The organism is Bradyrhizobium sp. CCGB20 (assembly GCF_024199855.1).
GTDB lineage: Bacteria > Pseudomonadota > Alphaproteobacteria > Rhizobiales > Xanthobacteraceae > Bradyrhizobium.
The window spans coordinates 7,726,165-7,741,314 of record NZ_JANADN010000001.1; the positions used below are offsets into that span (position 1 = coordinate 7,726,165).

A 15,150-nucleotide genomic window follows, 5' to 3' on the forward strand; every position below is an offset into this window, starting at 1 on the left:
GCCAGGAGACGCATGAAGAGAGAAAGCCGCGGCATCCAGTCGATCGAAGTCGGCGGAGAATTGCTCCGCGCGCTGGCGAGATGCGGCGAGCCGATGATGCTGCGGGATCTCGCGCGCGAAGCCGGCATGACGCCGGCCAAGGCGCATCCTTATCTGGCCAGCTTCTCCCGTATCGGGCTGATCGAGCAGGACGAGACCACCGGCCGCTACGAAATCGGCGCGCTGGCTCTGGAACTCGGCCTGATCAGTCTGCGCCGTCTCTCCGGCGTGCGCATCGCACGTCCCAAGATTGCGGCGCTGGCGAGCCAGATCGGGCACGCGGTCTCGCTCGCGGTCTGGGGCACGCACGGCCCGACCGTGGTGCAGTTGGAGGAGCCCGGCCAGCCCGTGCACATCGTGATGCGTGCCGGCTCGGTGATGGCGCTCCTGGAGACGGCGACGGGGCGCGCCTTTGCGGCCTTCCTGCCCGAGAAAACCATCAACGCCGCGCTCGAAAGCGGCCTCGACCGTCACGGCGTCGGCTACAATCCGAAGCGGGCAGTGAAAGGCGCGAAGGTCGCCGAGATGCTCACCGAGGTCCGCAAGCACGGTCTCGCCCGCGCGCTCGGCGATCCCCTGCCCGGCGTGAATGCTTTCTCGGCGCCTGTGTTCGACCATTCCGGCCATGTCGCGCTGGTGATCACCGCGATGGGGCCGGAAGGTACGTTCGACGCGCGCTGGGACAGCCCGATCGCGCATGCGCTGCGAGATTGTGCGGGTGGAATTTCGAAGCGGCTGGGTTATGGGATGACGATCGCGGCGGAGTGAGGCGCCGCTAAAGCGGCGCCACCCTCACCTCTTCCGCGGAGATCGATCCGCTGTCGACGACCAGCGCGACGGCGCCACCCGTCAATGGCAGCTCACGGGCATCCTGCACGCTGAACAGCTTCTTGCCGTCGACATGGGCTTCGATGCCGGTACCGACCACGCGCAGCTCGACCTTGTACTTCTGATCGAGCTGCCAGGCGAACCGCTCGCTCGCGAGCACAACCTCGTCATGCAAGCGCTTGACCAGGCGCACGCGGCCGCCCTCGGCGCGATCGAACATCAGCGCATAGTATCGCTCGCGCCCTTGCACGCGCGCGGCGAGGCCCCAGGCATTCGCCAGCAGCGGCGCGATCTCCGAGGTTACGCGATAATCCTTCCAGTCGCGCGAGCCCTGCGCGATGAAGCCGATCCCGTCGCCATTGGTGACGCGCAGCCCCTCCCAGCGGGTCTGAAACTGGCTGACATTGTTGACCCAAGCGTGCTTCCACATCGTGCTGAGATTGTTGTCCGGCCGCTTCAGCACCGTATCGGCCGCGCCGCCCCAGGTCAGGTAGTCCAGATACAGCGTGCCGTCGACGCCGAGTGGATCGGGCGTCTCGATCTCGATGCCGATCTCGAAGATCGGATAGGAGTGCGTCTCCGGCACCTGCCAGCTCAGAACGGCCTCGCAGCCGCCGGTCAGCTCCTGCGCATCGCCATAGATCTGTACGAGTTCGTCGTGCTCGTCATAGACGCTGGCGAACAGGCGCGCGGTGACCGTGCCGCCGTCCGTTTCCGACTCGAGCCGGCACTCGACGCGCTGCCCGGAATAGAGCGTCGGACAGGTCACGAGCTGATAGGTCGGCATCGTAAACACCTCCTTGTCGAAGAAGGTGGGGCTGGCGATGCGCGCGACGCGCCCGGGCGCAAGACGGCGGAAGTCGATCGCAAGGCTGCGCTCGCCGGTGCGGCTATGGCCGGCGACGTTGCTGAGCTCGACCTCGTGCAGCCGCGCCGGCGATCCGCCCTTGGCATGGAACCCCTGCAAGCTGCCCGGGAAATTGAAGTTGAAACGCGCGCCATTCTTGGCCACGGCGAGCGCCGGTGCGCCCGCGAGCGCAAGGCCCGCCGCGACCAGAGACTGCGTCTCGATCACGGCGTCGGTGATCGCGGCGCCGCCGTCGGCGGTCGAGATGTACATGCGATCGGCAATCGGCGTGCGGAAATCCGGCCCGGCATCGAGGCCGGCAAGGCCGGTACGGATGCCGAACAGGCAGCCGACATTGCCGGCATTGCAGTCGGTGTCCCAGCCGGCCGTATTGGCGATGCGCATCGCCTCCTGAAAACTGTTCTTGCCGTACAGCGTCGCCAGGATGATCAGCGCATGGTTGGGCACGACGTGGCAATTGCCGAGGAATTTATCGTAGCCATAGCGCTCGGCAATCAACGCGCGGGTGCGTTCCCAGTCATTGCTGTTGTCACCGGCGTGCCAGTCGCGGACGTCGTTGACGACGCGCCGGATCAGCGCGTCCTTCGGCACGAAGCCGAGGCCGACATCGATCAGCTTCTGCACGTCGCGCTCGACGAAGGCCTGGGCCTCCATGGCCGCGAGCAGCTTTGCGGCATGCACGGATTCGCCGTCATGGCTGACGCGGCCGGCCTGGTCGGCGAGATAGGCGGCCTGCTCGGGATTGCCCGGGCTCACCATCGCCCAGCCGTCGATGAAGATCTGCGCGCCGATCTGCTCGGCCACAGTCGTGCCGTTCAGCTCGATCGAGCCGCTTTGGGGGGCGGGAATACCGGACTTCAGGCGGAGATAGGCGGTGTGCTCAGTGGAATTGCCGATGCCGCCCCACCACAGCACGGCGCGCTCCTCGACGATGTAGTTCAGCCAGGCCTGGCCGACCTGCTTGGCGGTCAGGCGCTTGGGATAGCCGTTGTCGGCGAGCGCGCGCGGAAAGGCGAAGGTACCGGAGACGTCATCGTCGGTGACGACGAGATGGTGCGAGCGCAGCGCGACATCACGGCGCTCGTTGACGTAATAGTTGATCGGCCCGAGCTCCTGCATGATGCGCTCATAGGTCCAGCCCTCGAAGGGACGGCCGAGATAGACGCCGATGAGCTTGCCGAGCACGCCGGCATAGACGCGCTCCGCGTAATCATGAGGAATAGAGGTCACTTGTTCACTCCCACGTTCAATTGCTTCGCCCGGTCAAACCGACGAGCGTTTCATGATCTCGAATTTCAGCTCGTGGCTCTTGCCCGGCGATCCCAGCCCGCCTGGCAGTAGCCGCTTCACCAGCGTCTTCGCCGCGAGCGCGCCGAGGTCGAACTCCGGCTGCCGCACCGTGGTGAGGCCGAGCAGTTTTGCGACCGGAATGTCGTCGAAGCCGGCGACCGCGATGTCCCCGGGAATCGAGAGCCCGGCGCTGCGCGCCGCTTCCATCGCACCGAGCGCCAGCACGTCGCTCGCGCCGAACACCGCGGTCGGCCGCTCGCCCTTGCGTTCGAGCAAACGCTTCATCGCGCGCGCCCCGGATTCTTCCGAATAGGCGCTGTCGGTGATGAAATCGGGCGACAACCCCGCCTCGCGCATCACCGTGCCATAGCCCTGCGCGCGGCGGTGGCTCGGGCCGAACTCGGCCTGGATCATCGCGATACGCCGGTGCCCGCGCGCGATTAGAAGCCGCGTCATCTCGGCCGCGGCTTCCGCGTTGTCGATATAGACGCTGTCGATCGCGAGCGGTCCGTCTGGCTTGTGCTGGCTCTCCAGCCGCACCAGCGGAATGCCCTTGCTGGCCAGCACCGCAAGCTGCGGCGCGCGCAGATGAAAAAACGTCGCGACCACCCCATCGGCCCGCCCCTGCAGCAGCCAGTCGATCGCGCGCACCTCGCCTTCCGGCCGGCCGTCGGTGTCGTAGATCAGCACGTCATAGCCGGCGGGCGCCGCGACCGTCTGCAAGCCGCGCACGAGGCCGGGATAGAACGGGTTGGTGATGTCGGGAATGACGCAGGCGAAGGTCATGGTCCGCGCGCTGCGCAGCATGCGCGCCGGATGGTTCGGCCGATAGCCCAGCTCCTGCGCGACTTCGAGGATGCGCGTGCGCGTCGCCGGCGGGACGGAGGGCGTCTCCGCCTTGTTCAGGACGAGCGACACCGCGGCCTGCGAAACACCTGCCGCGAGTGCAATATCCTTCTGCGTGGGGCGGGACAGCGCAACTTTGTCGCGCCCTTTCCCCCGCTTCGTTCTCGTTGTTGACGTCGCCATTTGGCTTAGTTATACGTATTACTAAAGCAAAATCAACAATCGTCACAGCTATTCGAGGAAACCGAGGTTTCATCCCATGACCATGACCCGACGCCAGCTTGTTGCCTCCATCCCTGCCGCAGCCCTTGCGGCCGGCCTGCCGCGCGGCGCCACTGCCCAGGACGGACGCAAGGTCGTGACGTTCTGGTTCGGCCAGGCGAATTCGGACGGCCAGGCCGCGCTGCGCAACGATCTGGTCGAGGCCTTCAACGCCTCGCAGGACAAGTATCTGCTCCAGCTCGAGGTGAAGGGTGCGGCAGTCAACAACCTGCTGAAGGTTGCCCTCGTCGCCGGCAACGGCCCCGATATCGTGCAGACCGCAGGGCCCGCTTATCTCACCGCGATCGCGAATGCCGGCCAGGTGGTGCCGCTCGACGATTTCGCCGAGAAGTACAAGTGGAAGGACCGCTTCCTGGCGCCCCTGCTCAACACCAGCGTCTATGGCGGCAAACTCTACGCGCTGCCGCGCGACTACGAGTCGATGCATCTCTTCTACAACAAGGAGCTGTTCAAGCAGAACGGCTGGAAGCTGCCGACCAACCGCAAGGAGATGGAAGAGGTCGCCGACGCCGCACTGGCCAAGGGCATCATCCCCTTCGGCGCCGGCAATGCCGACTGGAAGGGCGTCAACGAGTGGCTGATGACGGTGTTCTTCAACAACGTCGCCGGCCCCGACAACGTCCGCAAGGCGCTCGCAGGCGAGCTTCCCTGGACCGCGCCGCCCTTCGTCGAAGCGGTCGAGCTGTCGAAGGCCTGGTACAACAAGGGCTATTTCGGCAAGAACTACTTCTCGCTGACGATCGAGCAGAGCTTCCTGCAGGTCGTGAACAGCAAGGCGGCGATGGCGTTCAGCGGCACCTGGTCGTTCGGCACCAAGTCCTACGGCATGTCGAAGCCCGACACGGTGATGGACGTGATGCCGACGCCGACGCTCGGCTCCGCCTTCTCGGGATCGCTGGTGCACCTGGCCTGCGGCGCGACGCTGTCGATCGCGAAGACCTCGCAGAACGCCGAAGGCGCGGCCGCCGTGTTCGAGTTCATGCTGACCCGCAAGTTCTACGAGACCATGAACCGCGACTGGCCCGGCAAATGGGCGCTGCCGGTCAAGGACCTGCCGCCGGACATGCTGCAGGGCATCGGCTATCCGCTGTTCGAGAAGACCATCGCGAATTTGCACGAGGCTTTCAGCAAGGGGCAGTACGGCTTCACGACGTGGACGTTCTGGCCGGGCGCGACCAACTCCTATCTGATCGAGGGCATCGAGCAGGTCTGGCTCAACAAGATCACGCCGGATGCATATCTCACCCGCATGCAGACACTGTTCAGCCAGGAAGCCAAGGAAGGCAAGGTTCCGCCGCTGCCGCCGCGGACGGCCTGATCCCACAATGTGGCTGTTCGCGCTCCCGGCGCTGCTGATCAATATCTGCATCATCCTGGTGCCCGCCGTGCTGACATTCACGGCGGCGTTCTTCATCTGGGATGGTGTGGGCACGCCGATGTGGGCGGGACTGGCCAATTTCCAGAACATGGTCGCCGATCCCGTGTTCTGGTCCGCTCTGACCAACAACTTTATCTGGACCGCGATCTTCCTCACCGTGCCGGTGTGCCTCGCGCTCGTGATGGCGGCAGCGCTGCTGATGGCGCCGAAGGCGCGCATCGTGGTGCAGTCCATCATCTTCCTGCCGCGCATCATCGCCGTCGCCGTCACCGGCCGCATCTTCCAGGGCATGATCTTCAGCCCTGCCACAGGCATCGTCGCCTGGCTCAACGAGCACGGCTTTTCGATCTCAGATCCCCTCGCTGATCCTGATCGTTCGCTCTATGCGGTCGCGGCCGTCGACATCTGGCACTGGTGGGGTTTTCTCGCGGTCGTGTTCCTGTCGGCAATGCGGCAGATCTCCGTCGACCAGATCGAGGCGGCGCGGCTCGACGGCGCCGGCTTCTTCGCGCTGTTCCGCTATGTGCTGATTCCGGGCATTCGTCCGACGCTGACGCTCATGCTCATTCTCACCGTGATCTGGTCGTTCCAGGTGTTCGAGTTCATCTTCATCGTCACCCGCGGCGGCCCGGCCTATGGCAGCGAGGTGCTGGCCACCTTCGCCTATCGACACGCCTTCTTCGAGGGCGATGTCGGGCAGGCGGCAGCAGCGGCCTGTGTCATGAGCCTGTTCGGCCTGTGCGCGACCGCCGTCTATCTCTGGCTCCAGATCACCGACGACGCGCAATCGACATGATCGGGGATCGCTGGAGCAGGACGTTTGCCCTGGGGCTGATCGGCGTCGCGTCGTTCAGCTCGCTGCTGCCGATCGTGCTCGCCGTCATGAACGCGCTGAAGACGACGGTCGAGATCGGCAGCAATCCGCTGGCGCTGCCGACCCAGCTTCACTGGGAAAACTTCTCCTCCGCATGGCGCAACGCCCAGCTCGGGCCGAGCCTGTTGCACAGCGCCGAGGTCGCGATCCTCACCATCGTGATGGTCTGTGTCACCGCGACGCCCTGCGCCTATGTGCTGGCGCGGCAGAAGGGCAAGTTCTGGCGCTTCATCACCTTCTACTTCATGGCCACGATCACCGTGCCCGTGCAGCTCTATCTCTATCCGCTGTATTTCATCTTCGCCAAGCTGGGCCTGGTCAATTCGATCCCCGCGGTGGCGTTGATCTACACCGCGATGTTCTCGCCCTTCGCAATCTTCCTGTTGCGCACCTATGCGCTCGCCATTCCCGTCGCGCTGGAGGAAGCCGCCCAGGTCGACGGCGCAAAGCCGTGGCAGACGTTCTTTTACGTGATCCTGCCGATGATGCGGCCGGGATTGCTCACGGTGGCGATCATCGTCGGGCTGAATGCCTGGAACGAGTTCGTCATCGCGGTGACGTTCCTGCAGAACGACAGCAACGTCACCGCGATCGTGCGCTTCTACAATCTCACCGGCCAGTACTCGACCGACTGGGGCGAGATGCTCGCCGCCGCCGTCACCATCGTGTTACCGATCGTCGTGATCTTCGTGCTGCTGCAGCGCCAGTTCATTGACGGCATGACTTCGGGCGCGGTGAAGTCGTAACGCCGCCCTACTTCTCCTTCACCGGCACCGTGTAGTTCAGGATCAGCCGCCCGCCATCGGGATAGATCGTCTGCCCCGTGATATAGGACGCATCATCACTCGCAAGGAACGCCACGACGGACGCAACCTCGCTCGGCTCGCCGCCGCGGCCCGCCGGCGTGCGCGACAGCACGGTCTTGCGCGCGTCCTCGGAGGTGTAGATCGACGACGCCACCATGTCGGTCAGGATCGTCCCCGGGCCAACCGCGACGACGCGGATGTTGTGCGGGGCGAGCGCGACGGCGGCGACCGAGGTGAGCTGCTTCATGCCGCCCTTGGACATCGCGTAGGTCGCCAGCGACGGGATCGCCAGCAGTGCGTTCACCGAGGACATGTTGATGATGACCCCGCCGCCGCCTTGCGCGATCATCTGCTTCGCCGCTGCCTGCACGCCGAAGAACGCACCCTTCAGGTTGATGGCGATGACGTCGTCGAATTCCTCTTCGGAAATCTCCAGGATATCCCGGTTGCGGGCGACGCCGGCATTGTTGACCATGATGTCGAGCCGGCCGAACTCGCGGACCGCGGTCGCCACCGCGCGATCGACATCCGCGCGCCGTGCGACGTGGCACGGCACGGCGTACAGCTCCTTGGGCTTGCCCAGCTCGTTGACCGTCTTCTCGAGCTCATCCGTATCGACGTCAGAGATGACCACCTTGACGCCGTCGTCGAGGAAACGCTTTGCGCAGGCCTTGCCGATACCGCGTGCCGCACCGGTGATGACGGCGACCTTGCCGGATAGTTTCATGGGTCTCACTCCAGAATAGCTGCTTGCGGCAGGCCGGTCCGGAGCGAGAACTCCGGATCAGGCCGCCGCAAAGCCGAGATGAGCACGGAACCGGTTCTTGATAAAGACGGCATCGCGCGAGGGCAGTGAACGCGGCGGATTTTCCGCCAAAACCTTGATGACAAAAAGCCGCGGACCATCGGACGGCCCGGCGATCTCGGCGGCGAGGCGCTGCACCTCCTCCAGCGTCCGCACGGTTGCGGTCGCAGCAAAACCGCAGGCGGCGGCGATTGCCGTGAGATCGACGCCGCGGCCGGTGTGGCTGGCCTGCATCCCGGTCTCGCCAAAATGCTGGTTGTCGATCACGACGATGTCGAGATTGCGCGGACGCGCGACGCCGATGGTGGCGATGCCGCCGAGGCCCATCAGCTGCTCGCCGTCGCCGGTCAAGGCGACGACGCGCTTGCCCGGCTGGGCCTGCGCGAGCCCGAGCCCGATCAGCGCGGCACCACCCATCGCGCCCCAGAGATAGAAATTGCCGTCGTGGTCGCCGACGGAATGCAAATCGTAGGTGGGCGAGCCGAGGCCGGACACGACCAGCGTGTTCTTGCGGTCCTTCAGGAGCGCGGCGACAGCGGCGCGACGATCGAGTTGAGCTTGCATTGCCATCACCATTTCTTCTTGCCGATCAGGCGTTGCCCGATCAGGACCGCGATCTGCTGGTCTGAGTCGTAGGCGAGCGACGCCGCCGATTCGACGGTCTCGACCAGGTCCTCCGGCGTCTCGGCGCGTATCACTTTCAGACCGATCGCCTCCAGCGAAGGCTGCGTCGCCCGGCTCATCGGCACCTGCCACGGATTGAACTCGGCCCATTCGCCGCGCATCGTCACCAGCATCAGAAGCGGAAAACGGCCGATCGCCGAGAGCGACAGCATGTTGATGCAATTGCCGACCCCGCTCGACTGCATCAGCAGCACGCTGCGCTGGCCGCCGAGCCAGGCGCCCGCGGCGATGGCGATGCCCTCCTCTTCCGTCGTCAGCACGTTGGTGGTGACGTCGCGGTCGGCCGAGAACAAGCGGATGAGCTGGCTGTGGCCGGCATCAGGCACGTAGGACATCTGCCTGACGTCGGCGGCTTTCAGGACGCGATAGAGCTCGGACGGCCAGTCGTCGCTGCTGCGCGCTTCGGGACTAGTTTGAGGGCTGTGCACCGCGGGTCTCCGTGACATTCGGGCGGCACGCTAGCGATGTTCGCGCGCGAAAGCTCTGACCGTATGGCACGATCAGGTATCGAAGGATTGTATAGCTGCGAGACGCGAGCGCTGCGCATGGCTGTGCCCTCTCCCCTTGCGGGAGAGGGCAGCACCGAAGGTTGATACGGACTCACTAGGGTGAGGGGTATCTCTCCGAATACTCCGTACGCGCCGAGAGATACCCCTCATCCGGCGCTTCGCGCCACCTTCTCCCGCAAGGGGAGAAGGGAGGGCACCGTCTTTGCAGCAAGCTGATTAGTTCGCCGCGGACCTCGCCGCGGCCGGCATGTAGATCTGCGCGTAGCCTTCCTTGATCGCGGAGGTGATGCGATCGAGGCGGCGGTCGATGTGCTTCTCCAGCACCGAGACGCAAGCCTCCTCGTCGCGCGCCTTCAGGCCTTCGACGACGGCGCGGTGCTCTGCCTGCGTATTGGAGCGGTTGATGCTGTCCATGTCGATCCAGCGAACGAAGCGGATGCGGGCATTGACGTTGCGCAGCACGCGCAACATCTCGGCATTGTTCGACATGCCCATCAGCCGTTCGTGAAAGGTCTCGTCCAGCTCGACGAGCTCCACCGAAGATCGCTGGCCGGGATCGGGGCCGGTGGCTTCGAGGAATTTCAGGAGCGCGTCGATGTCCTCGTCCTTCGCACGCTTGATGGCGAGGCGGATCGAGGCGACCTCGATCGACTTGCGCAGCTCGTAGAGATCGAAGATTTCGTGCGCGTCGAGCTCGCGGCAGAAAAAGCCCTTGCCCGGCGTGAAGCGCAGGAAGCCTTCGGTGTTGAGACGGTTGAGCGCTTCGCGCAGCGGCGTGCGGCTGACGCCGAGGCGCTTGGCCAGCTCGCCCTCGTTGAGCCGTTCGCCCGGCTTGAACTCATAGCTCACGGCCATCGCCTTGAGCTGTTCATAGACGCGATCGACGATACTATCGGAGGCCAGTTCCACGTTGCTCATCATCAGCTGCATTCATGCCCGAACACAGCCCAATATACCGGGGCTGTGTGGACGATTGCAATGCAAACAGCTGCTTAGCACAGCTTGTTCAGAGCTTTGCGACAGCCGGACTTCAGGCGAACGCGCGCGGACGCAACCCAGCATGAAACCAGGTGATCATGGAATAGATGTCGTACACCGGCAAGCCGACCTCGGCCTGCAAGGCTGCCGCATAAGGCGGCATGTTGGTGCATTCGAGCACGATGGCGCCGACATCGGGGTTTTTCGCGACAAGCTGCTTGCCCGCCTCGACCACATCGCGCTCGGCTTGCGCCACGTCCATGTCGTCCTTCTCGGCCTTGATCAGGACGCGGAAAAATTCCTTGCCGTGCTCGGTGCCGACCAAAGGCGTATCGAGCGGCACACCGGCGCCTTCGAGATGGGCCGGCGTCAAGGTCGAGCCTGACACGGTGACAAGGCCGACGCGCTTGCCGGGCGGCAAGGTCGCCTGCACCCACGGCACCTGCATCAGCGATGAGGTTGCCACCGGCACGCCGACGGCGGCTGCGATCTCCTTCTGGAACAGCGAGAGGAAGCCGCAATTGGTGGTGATGGCTTCGGCCCCCAGCCGCACCAGATCCTTCGCGGCATCGATGAAGTCGGGCAGCAGACCGGCCGCACCCTTCAGCACCACTTTCTCCGGAGAAGCGCCGCTCACCACGCGATAGAGCACGGGGAATGGCCAGGTCGTGCCATTGCCCATGTCGCCGGGAATGCGGGGAAAGCGCGCTTCCAGCATCAAGATGCCCAGCGGCGCACCGTAAATGGCCTTGCCGCCACGGGCGATGCGGGAGGATGAGTTGGCTGAAGTGGTCATGGTGCGATCTCAGAGGAAGCGAGTGGGCGCGAACGGTGCGAGCGGAATTTCCGGCTGCTTGCCGCTCAGGAGCTGGGCGACGAGACGGCCGGTGCGGGCCGAGCCGACCAAGCCGACATGGCCGTGGCCAAAGGCATAGACGATGTCGCGCGAGGCGCGCGCGTGGCCGATACAGGGAAGACCATCCGGCATGCTCGGCCGATGCCCGAACCACGTTTTTATGCGCGACGTCGGGATGTCTTTCGGCAGCTTAGGGAACATGCTGAGGAGGTTGTTGCGCAAAATCTCGGCGCGCTTCCAGTTCGGCGCGGCCTCGAGGCCGGCGATCTCGACGGTGCCGGCAGCGCGCAGGCCCTTGTCGGTCCAGTTCACCACCATGCTGACGTCGGACGCCATCATCGAGCTGCGCGGCCCCGATTCCGGGTTCTCGATCATGACGTGATAGCCGCGCTCGGTCTCGAGCGGCAGGGGATCGCCGACCGAAGCGGTGAGCTGCCTGGACCGCGCACCGGCGGCGATCACCGCAGCATCGCAAGCAATCTCCCCAGTCTCGGTGAGAACGGCAACGAGCTTGTTGCCGGAAAGCTTGAGACCGGTTGCCCTGGCACGAACGAGCTTGGCACCGCTCGCGAGCGCATGCTGGGCAAGCGCCGCGACGTAAGCGCCGGGATCGCGGCAACGGCCGGCTTCCTCGACCACCACGCCAAAGGTGTAGCGCGGATGGAGATCCGGCTCGCGCTGACGCATCTCGTCGGCGTTGAGCTCAAGCCATTCGACGCCGACCTTTTTGCGCAGGCGCCAGCCGAGATTGTTGTCGAAATTGCCGCGCGACGGGAACACGTGCATCACGCCGTTGCGCTCGACCAATTCGGGCACGCCCGCTTCTTCCGCGAGCTTCCTGTGCAGCAGCGGCGCGTCCTTCAACAGATCACGCAAAGCAAAGGCGGTCTTCTCGACCCGCGCCTCGGTCCAGCCCGCGAGCAGGTACTTGATCAGCCAGGGCAGTGCCTTCGGCAAGTAAGACCAGCGGATCGCGAGCGGGCCGAGCGGGTCCATCAGATAACCCGGCACCTTCTTCCAGATGCCCGGCTCGGCCGGCGGGATCACCGAATGCGATGAGAGCCAGCCGGCATTGCCGTAGCTCGCCGCCTGCTCGCCACCGGGCTCGCCCGCGTCGATCAGCGTGACGCGATGACCCTCGCGCAGCGCTTCGATGGCGCTGATCACGCCGACCGCGCCGGCTCCGATGATGGCGACGTGGCGGCCTTCCGACATCAGCTACGCCTTGCCCGCCGGCGTGAAATCCTTGCCGACCGAGATCGCGCGCGGATCGATGATGCAGTGAAGGATCGACGGCTTGCCCGAGGCCAGTGCGCGCTCGAAAGCCGGCGCGAACTCCTCAGTGCGCTCGACGCGCTCGCCATGGCCGCCGAACGCCTTCGCGTACATCGCGAAATCAGGGTTCTTGAGCTGGGTACCGACGACGCGACCGGGATAGTCGCGCTCCTGGTGCATGCGGATGGTGCCGTACTGCGAATTGTCGACGACGATGACCACCAGCGGAGCGTCGTATTGCACGGCCGTCGCGAATTCCTGGCCGTTCATCAGGAAGCAGCCGTCACCGGCAAACGCGACGACGACACGATCCGGAAACTGCCGCTTGGCCAGCACTGCGGCCGGTACGCCATAGCCCATCGAACCCGAGGTCGGTGCGAGCTGGGCCGCAAAGCTGTGGAAGCGGTGATGACGATGAATCCAGCCGGCATAGTTGCCGGCGCCGTTGCAGACGATCGCGTCCTTCGGCAGGCGGTCGCGCAGCCAGGTCATGACTTGGCCGTACTGGAACGCGCCCGGCAGCTCGCGCGCCTTGTCGGTCCAGGCGAGATAATCGGCATGCGCCTTGGCGGCCTCGCCCTTCCAGGCAACGGTGCCGGCGGGCTTCAGTGTCTCGACGGCGGCGGCGAACGCGGCGGGCGTCGCCTGGATCGCCAGCGCCGGCTGATAGACGCGGCCGAGCTCCTCGGAGCCCGGATGCACGTGGATCAGCTTCTGCTGCGGGGTCGGAATGTCGAGCAGCGTGTAGGACGACGACGGCATCTCCGACATGCGGCCGCCGATGAGCAGAATGACGTCGGCGTTATCGATGCGCGCCTTCAAGCCCGGGCTCGGCCCGATGCCGAGATCGCCGGCATAATGCGAATGGTCGGCGTCGATCAGCGACGCCCGGCGGAACGAGGTCGCGACCGGCAGGTCGAAGCGCTCGGCGAAACGCGCGATGCTCTTGGTGGCTTCATCGCTCCAGCGCGAGCCGCCGAGGATGACGAGCGGCGCCTTGGCGCTCGCGAGCATCGCGCCGACGCGCTCGATATCTGACGGCGCCGGCCAGCTCACCGCCGGCTCGATACGCATGGCGTCCGCAACGGCGGCGGTCTCGGTCAGCATGTTCTCCGGCAGCGAGATCACCACGGGGCCCGGACGGCCCTGCATCGCGACGCGGAAGGCACGCGCGACCAGCTCCGGAATGCGGTCGGGACGGTCGATCTCGACGGCCCATTTCGCCATGGTGCCGAACACCGCCTTGTAGTCGAGCTCCTGGAACGCCTCGCGCTCGCGCATGCCGGTATCGACCTGGCCGACGAACAGGATCATCGGGGTGGAGTCCTGCATCGCGATGTGGACGCCATGGCTGGCATTGGTGGCGCCGGGGCCGCGGGTGACGAAGCAGATTCCGGGGCGGCCGGTAAGCTTGCCATAGGCCTCCGCCATCATCGCGGCGCCGCCCTCGGCGCGGCAGATCACGACGTCGATCGGGCTGTCATGCAGCGCGTCGAGCGCCGCGAGGTAGCTCTCGCCCGGCACGCAGGTGACGCGGTCGACGCCTTGAGCGACCAGCTGGTCGATCAGGATCTGGCCCCCGGTGCGGGTGTTGCGAATGGTCATGACAGCTCCCTGCAGGCTTTGGCGATGCGCATCATGGCCTCGCGCAAGTTTTGTTCCGAGGTGGCGTAGGACAGCCGGAAATAAGGTGCAAGGCCGAAACAGCTGCCCGGCACCACGGCCACGTCATGCCTCTCCAGCAGATAGCGGCAGAACGCAGCATCGCTGTCGATGATGGTCCCATCTGGCGTGCGGCGGCCGATCAGGCCGGCACAGCTGGCATAGGTGTAGAACGCGCCTTCCGGCCGGCGGCAGGTGACGCCGTCGATGGCGTTGAGCGCATCGACCACGATGTCGCGGCGGCGCTGGAACGCGGCTCGGCGCTCGATCAGCACATCCTGCGGCCCGGTCAGCGCGGCAATCGCGGCGGCCTGGCTCACCGAGGACGGGTTGGTCGTGCTCTGGCTTTGCACCACCGCCATCGCCGCGATCAGCTCGCGCGGGCCGCCGCCATAGCCGACGCGCCAGCCGGTCATGGCATAGGCCTTGGAGACGCCGTTGACCGTCAGCGTGCGCGATTTCAGGCTCGGCTCGAGCGCCGCCGCCGTGACGAACGGCATGCCGTCATAGGTCAGGTGCTCATAGATGTCGTCGGCCATCAGCCAGACATGCGGATGCCGCTTGAGCACGTCCAGGATTGGTCGCAGCTGCGCCGCCGAATAGGCAGCGCCGGTCGGATTGGACGGCGAGTTCAGCAGCAGCCAGCGCGTCCTGGGTGTGATCGCGCGTTCGAGGTCGGCGGCGTCCAGACGAAAGCCATTGTCCTCGCGGCAGAGCACGTCGACCGGCGTGCCGTCGGCGATGCGCACCATGTCGGCATAGCTGGTCCAGTAAGGTGCTGCGAGGATCACCTCGTCACCGGGGCTCAAGGTCGCCATGAAGGCGTTGTGGATCACCTGCTTGGCGCCAGCGCCGGCGGTGATTTCGTCCGCGGCATAGACGAGATCGTTCTCGCGGCGGAATTTCTCGGCGATGGCCGCCTTCAATTCCATCGAACCGTCGAGAATGGTGTATTTGGTCTGCCCAGCGCGGATGGCGCGCTCGGCGGCGTCCTTGGCATGATCTGGCGTGTCGAAGTCAGGCTCGCCGGCGCCCAGCACGATCACCGGCCGCCCCTCGCGCTTCAGCCGCTGCGCGACCGCACCGATCTTGAGGATCTCGGAGACGCCGATCGCGCTGATGCGCTGCGCGGGACGGAAGGTCGATGCGGGTGCCCTGACAGTCACGGCA

General features: G+C 65.4%; 14 protein-coding genes. 4 read left to right on the forward strand and 10 right to left on the reverse strand.

Annotated elements, in window-relative coordinates; all coding sequences use genetic code 11:
- Positions 1-12: 12 nt before the first annotated feature.
- Positions 13-807, forward strand: coding sequence for an IclR family transcriptional regulator (locus NLM15_RS36290; RefSeq protein WP_063981360.1), 795 nt, complete (start codon positions 13-15; stop codon positions 805-807).
- Between the two features lie 7 nt (positions 808-814).
- On the opposite strand, the gene NLM15_RS36295 is transcribed toward NLM15_RS36290, so the two are convergent.
- A complete protein-coding gene (locus NLM15_RS36295) occupies positions 815-2,965 on the reverse strand; it encodes an ADP-ribosylglycohydrolase family protein (RefSeq protein WP_254122709.1) in 2,151 nt (716 codons plus the stop codon).
- Positions 2,966-2,998: 33 nt separating this feature from the next.
- A complete protein-coding gene (locus NLM15_RS36300) occupies positions 2,999-4,054 on the reverse strand; it encodes a LacI family DNA-binding transcriptional regulator (protein ID WP_256565539.1) in 1,056 nt (351 codons plus the stop codon).
- 76 nt (positions 4,055-4,130) lie between these two features.
- On the opposite strand from NLM15_RS36300, the gene NLM15_RS36305 reads away from it, so the two are divergent.
- From NLM15_RS36305 to NLM15_RS36315, 3 genes are read left to right on the forward strand one after another with little or no spacing between them, the layout of a single operon-like run.
- The gene (locus tag NLM15_RS36305) at positions 4,131-5,471 is read left to right on the forward strand and encodes an ABC transporter substrate-binding protein (protein ID WP_254122711.1); all 1,341 of its coding nucleotides are present in this window, start codon (positions 4,131-4,133) and stop codon (positions 5,469-5,471) included.
- A 7-nt stretch (positions 5,472-5,478) separates the two neighbouring features.
- Positions 5,479-6,327 (forward strand): carbohydrate ABC transporter permease, encoded by an 849-nt coding sequence (locus NLM15_RS36310; RefSeq protein WP_254122712.1) that lies wholly within the window; start codon positions 5,479-5,481, stop codon positions 6,325-6,327.
- On the forward strand, positions 6,324-7,151 hold the full coding sequence (locus NLM15_RS36315) for a carbohydrate ABC transporter permease (protein ID WP_085966492.1): 828 nt from the start codon (positions 6,324-6,326) through the stop codon (positions 7,149-7,151). Before NLM15_RS36310 ends, NLM15_RS36315 begins: the two co-directional genes overlap by 4 nt.
- Positions 7,152-7,158: 7 nt before the next feature.
- Here the strand turns inward: NLM15_RS36315 and NLM15_RS36320 are convergent, their stop codons facing one another.
- The 8 genes from NLM15_RS36320 to NLM15_RS36355 all read right to left on the reverse strand — a co-directional run bounded on the left by NLM15_RS36320 (position 7,159) and on the right by NLM15_RS36355 (position 15,146).
- The gene (locus tag NLM15_RS36320) at positions 7,159-7,938 is read right to left on the reverse strand and encodes an SDR family NAD(P)-dependent oxidoreductase (protein ID WP_254122713.1); all 780 of its coding nucleotides are present in this window, start codon (positions 7,936-7,938) and stop codon (positions 7,159-7,161) included.
- A 57-nt stretch (positions 7,939-7,995) separates the two neighbouring features.
- Complete coding sequence (locus tag NLM15_RS36325; RefSeq protein WP_254122714.1) at positions 7,996-8,586, reverse strand: thiamine pyrophosphate-dependent enzyme; 591 nt, start codon at positions 8,584-8,586, stop codon at positions 7,996-7,998.
- On the reverse strand, positions 8,586-9,146 hold the full coding sequence (locus NLM15_RS36330) for a phosphonopyruvate decarboxylase (protein WP_375166904.1): 561 nt from the start codon (positions 9,144-9,146) through the stop codon (positions 8,586-8,588). Before NLM15_RS36330 ends, NLM15_RS36325 begins: the two co-directional genes overlap by 1 nt.
- A gap of 279 nt (positions 9,147-9,425) precedes the next feature.
- Positions 9,426-10,130 carry a GntR family transcriptional regulator gene (locus NLM15_RS36335; protein ID WP_254122716.1) on the reverse strand — a complete coding sequence of 235 codons (705 nt, stop codon included), beginning with the start codon at positions 10,128-10,130 and terminating at the stop codon, positions 9,426-9,428.
- 109 nt (positions 10,131-10,239) lie between these two features.
- Positions 10,240-10,983, reverse strand: a complete 744-nt coding sequence (locus NLM15_RS36340) for an aspartate/glutamate racemase family protein (RefSeq protein ID WP_254122717.1) — start codon at positions 10,981-10,983, stop codon at positions 10,240-10,242.
- Between the two features lie 9 nt (positions 10,984-10,992).
- Complete coding sequence (locus tag NLM15_RS36345; protein WP_254122718.1) at positions 10,993-12,258, reverse strand: FAD-binding oxidoreductase; 1,266 nt, start codon at positions 12,256-12,258, stop codon at positions 10,993-10,995.
- Between the two features lie 3 nt (positions 12,259-12,261).
- Positions 12,262-13,923, reverse strand: a complete 1,662-nt coding sequence (locus NLM15_RS36350; protein WP_254122720.1) for a thiamine pyrophosphate-binding protein — start codon at positions 13,921-13,923, stop codon at positions 12,262-12,264.
- Positions 13,920-15,146: a pyridoxal phosphate-dependent aminotransferase gene (locus NLM15_RS36355; protein WP_254122722.1), complete on the reverse strand. Its 1,227-nt coding sequence runs from the start codon at positions 15,144-15,146 to the stop codon at positions 13,920-13,922. Before NLM15_RS36355 ends, NLM15_RS36350 begins: the two co-directional genes overlap by 4 nt.
- Positions 15,147-15,150: the final 4 nt, after the last annotated feature.

Coding starts and splice junctions, on each gene's coding strand:
- NLM15_RS36290 (WP_063981360.1), top strand. CDS start 13: ATGAAGAGAGAAAGCCGCGGCATCCAGTCGATCGAAGTCGGCGGAGAA.
- NLM15_RS36300 (WP_256565539.1), bottom strand. CDS start 4,054: ATGGCGACGTCAACAACGAGAACGAAGCGGGGGAAAGGGCGCGACAAA.
- NLM15_RS36305 (WP_254122711.1), top strand. CDS start 4,131: ATGACCATGACCCGACGCCAGCTTGTTGCCTCCATCCCTGCCGCAGCC.
- NLM15_RS36310 (WP_254122712.1), top strand. CDS start 5,479: ATGTGGCTGTTCGCGCTCCCGGCGCTGCTGATCAATATCTGCATCATC.
- NLM15_RS36315 (WP_085966492.1), top strand. CDS start 6,324: ATGATCGGGGATCGCTGGAGCAGGACGTTTGCCCTGGGGCTGATCGGC.
- NLM15_RS36320 (WP_254122713.1), bottom strand. CDS start 7,938: ATGAAACTATCCGGCAAGGTCGCCGTCATCACCGGTGCGGCACGCGGT.
- NLM15_RS36325 (WP_254122714.1), bottom strand. CDS start 8,586: ATGGCAATGCAAGCTCAACTCGATCGTCGCGCCGCTGTCGCCGCGCTC.
- NLM15_RS36330 (WP_375166904.1), bottom strand. CDS start 9,146: ATGTCACGGAGACCCGCGGTGCACAGCCCTCAAACTAGTCCCGAAGCG.
- NLM15_RS36335 (WP_254122716.1), bottom strand. CDS start 10,130: ATGATGAGCAACGTGGAACTGGCCTCCGATAGTATCGTCGATCGCGTC.
- NLM15_RS36340 (WP_254122717.1), bottom strand. CDS start 10,983: ATGACCACTTCAGCCAACTCATCCTCCCGCATCGCCCGTGGCGGCAAG.
- NLM15_RS36345 (WP_254122718.1), bottom strand. CDS start 12,258: ATGTCGGAAGGCCGCCACGTCGCCATCATCGGAGCCGGCGCGGTCGGC.
- NLM15_RS36350 (WP_254122720.1), bottom strand. CDS start 13,923: ATGACCATTCGCAACACCCGCACCGGGGGCCAGATCCTGATCGACCAG.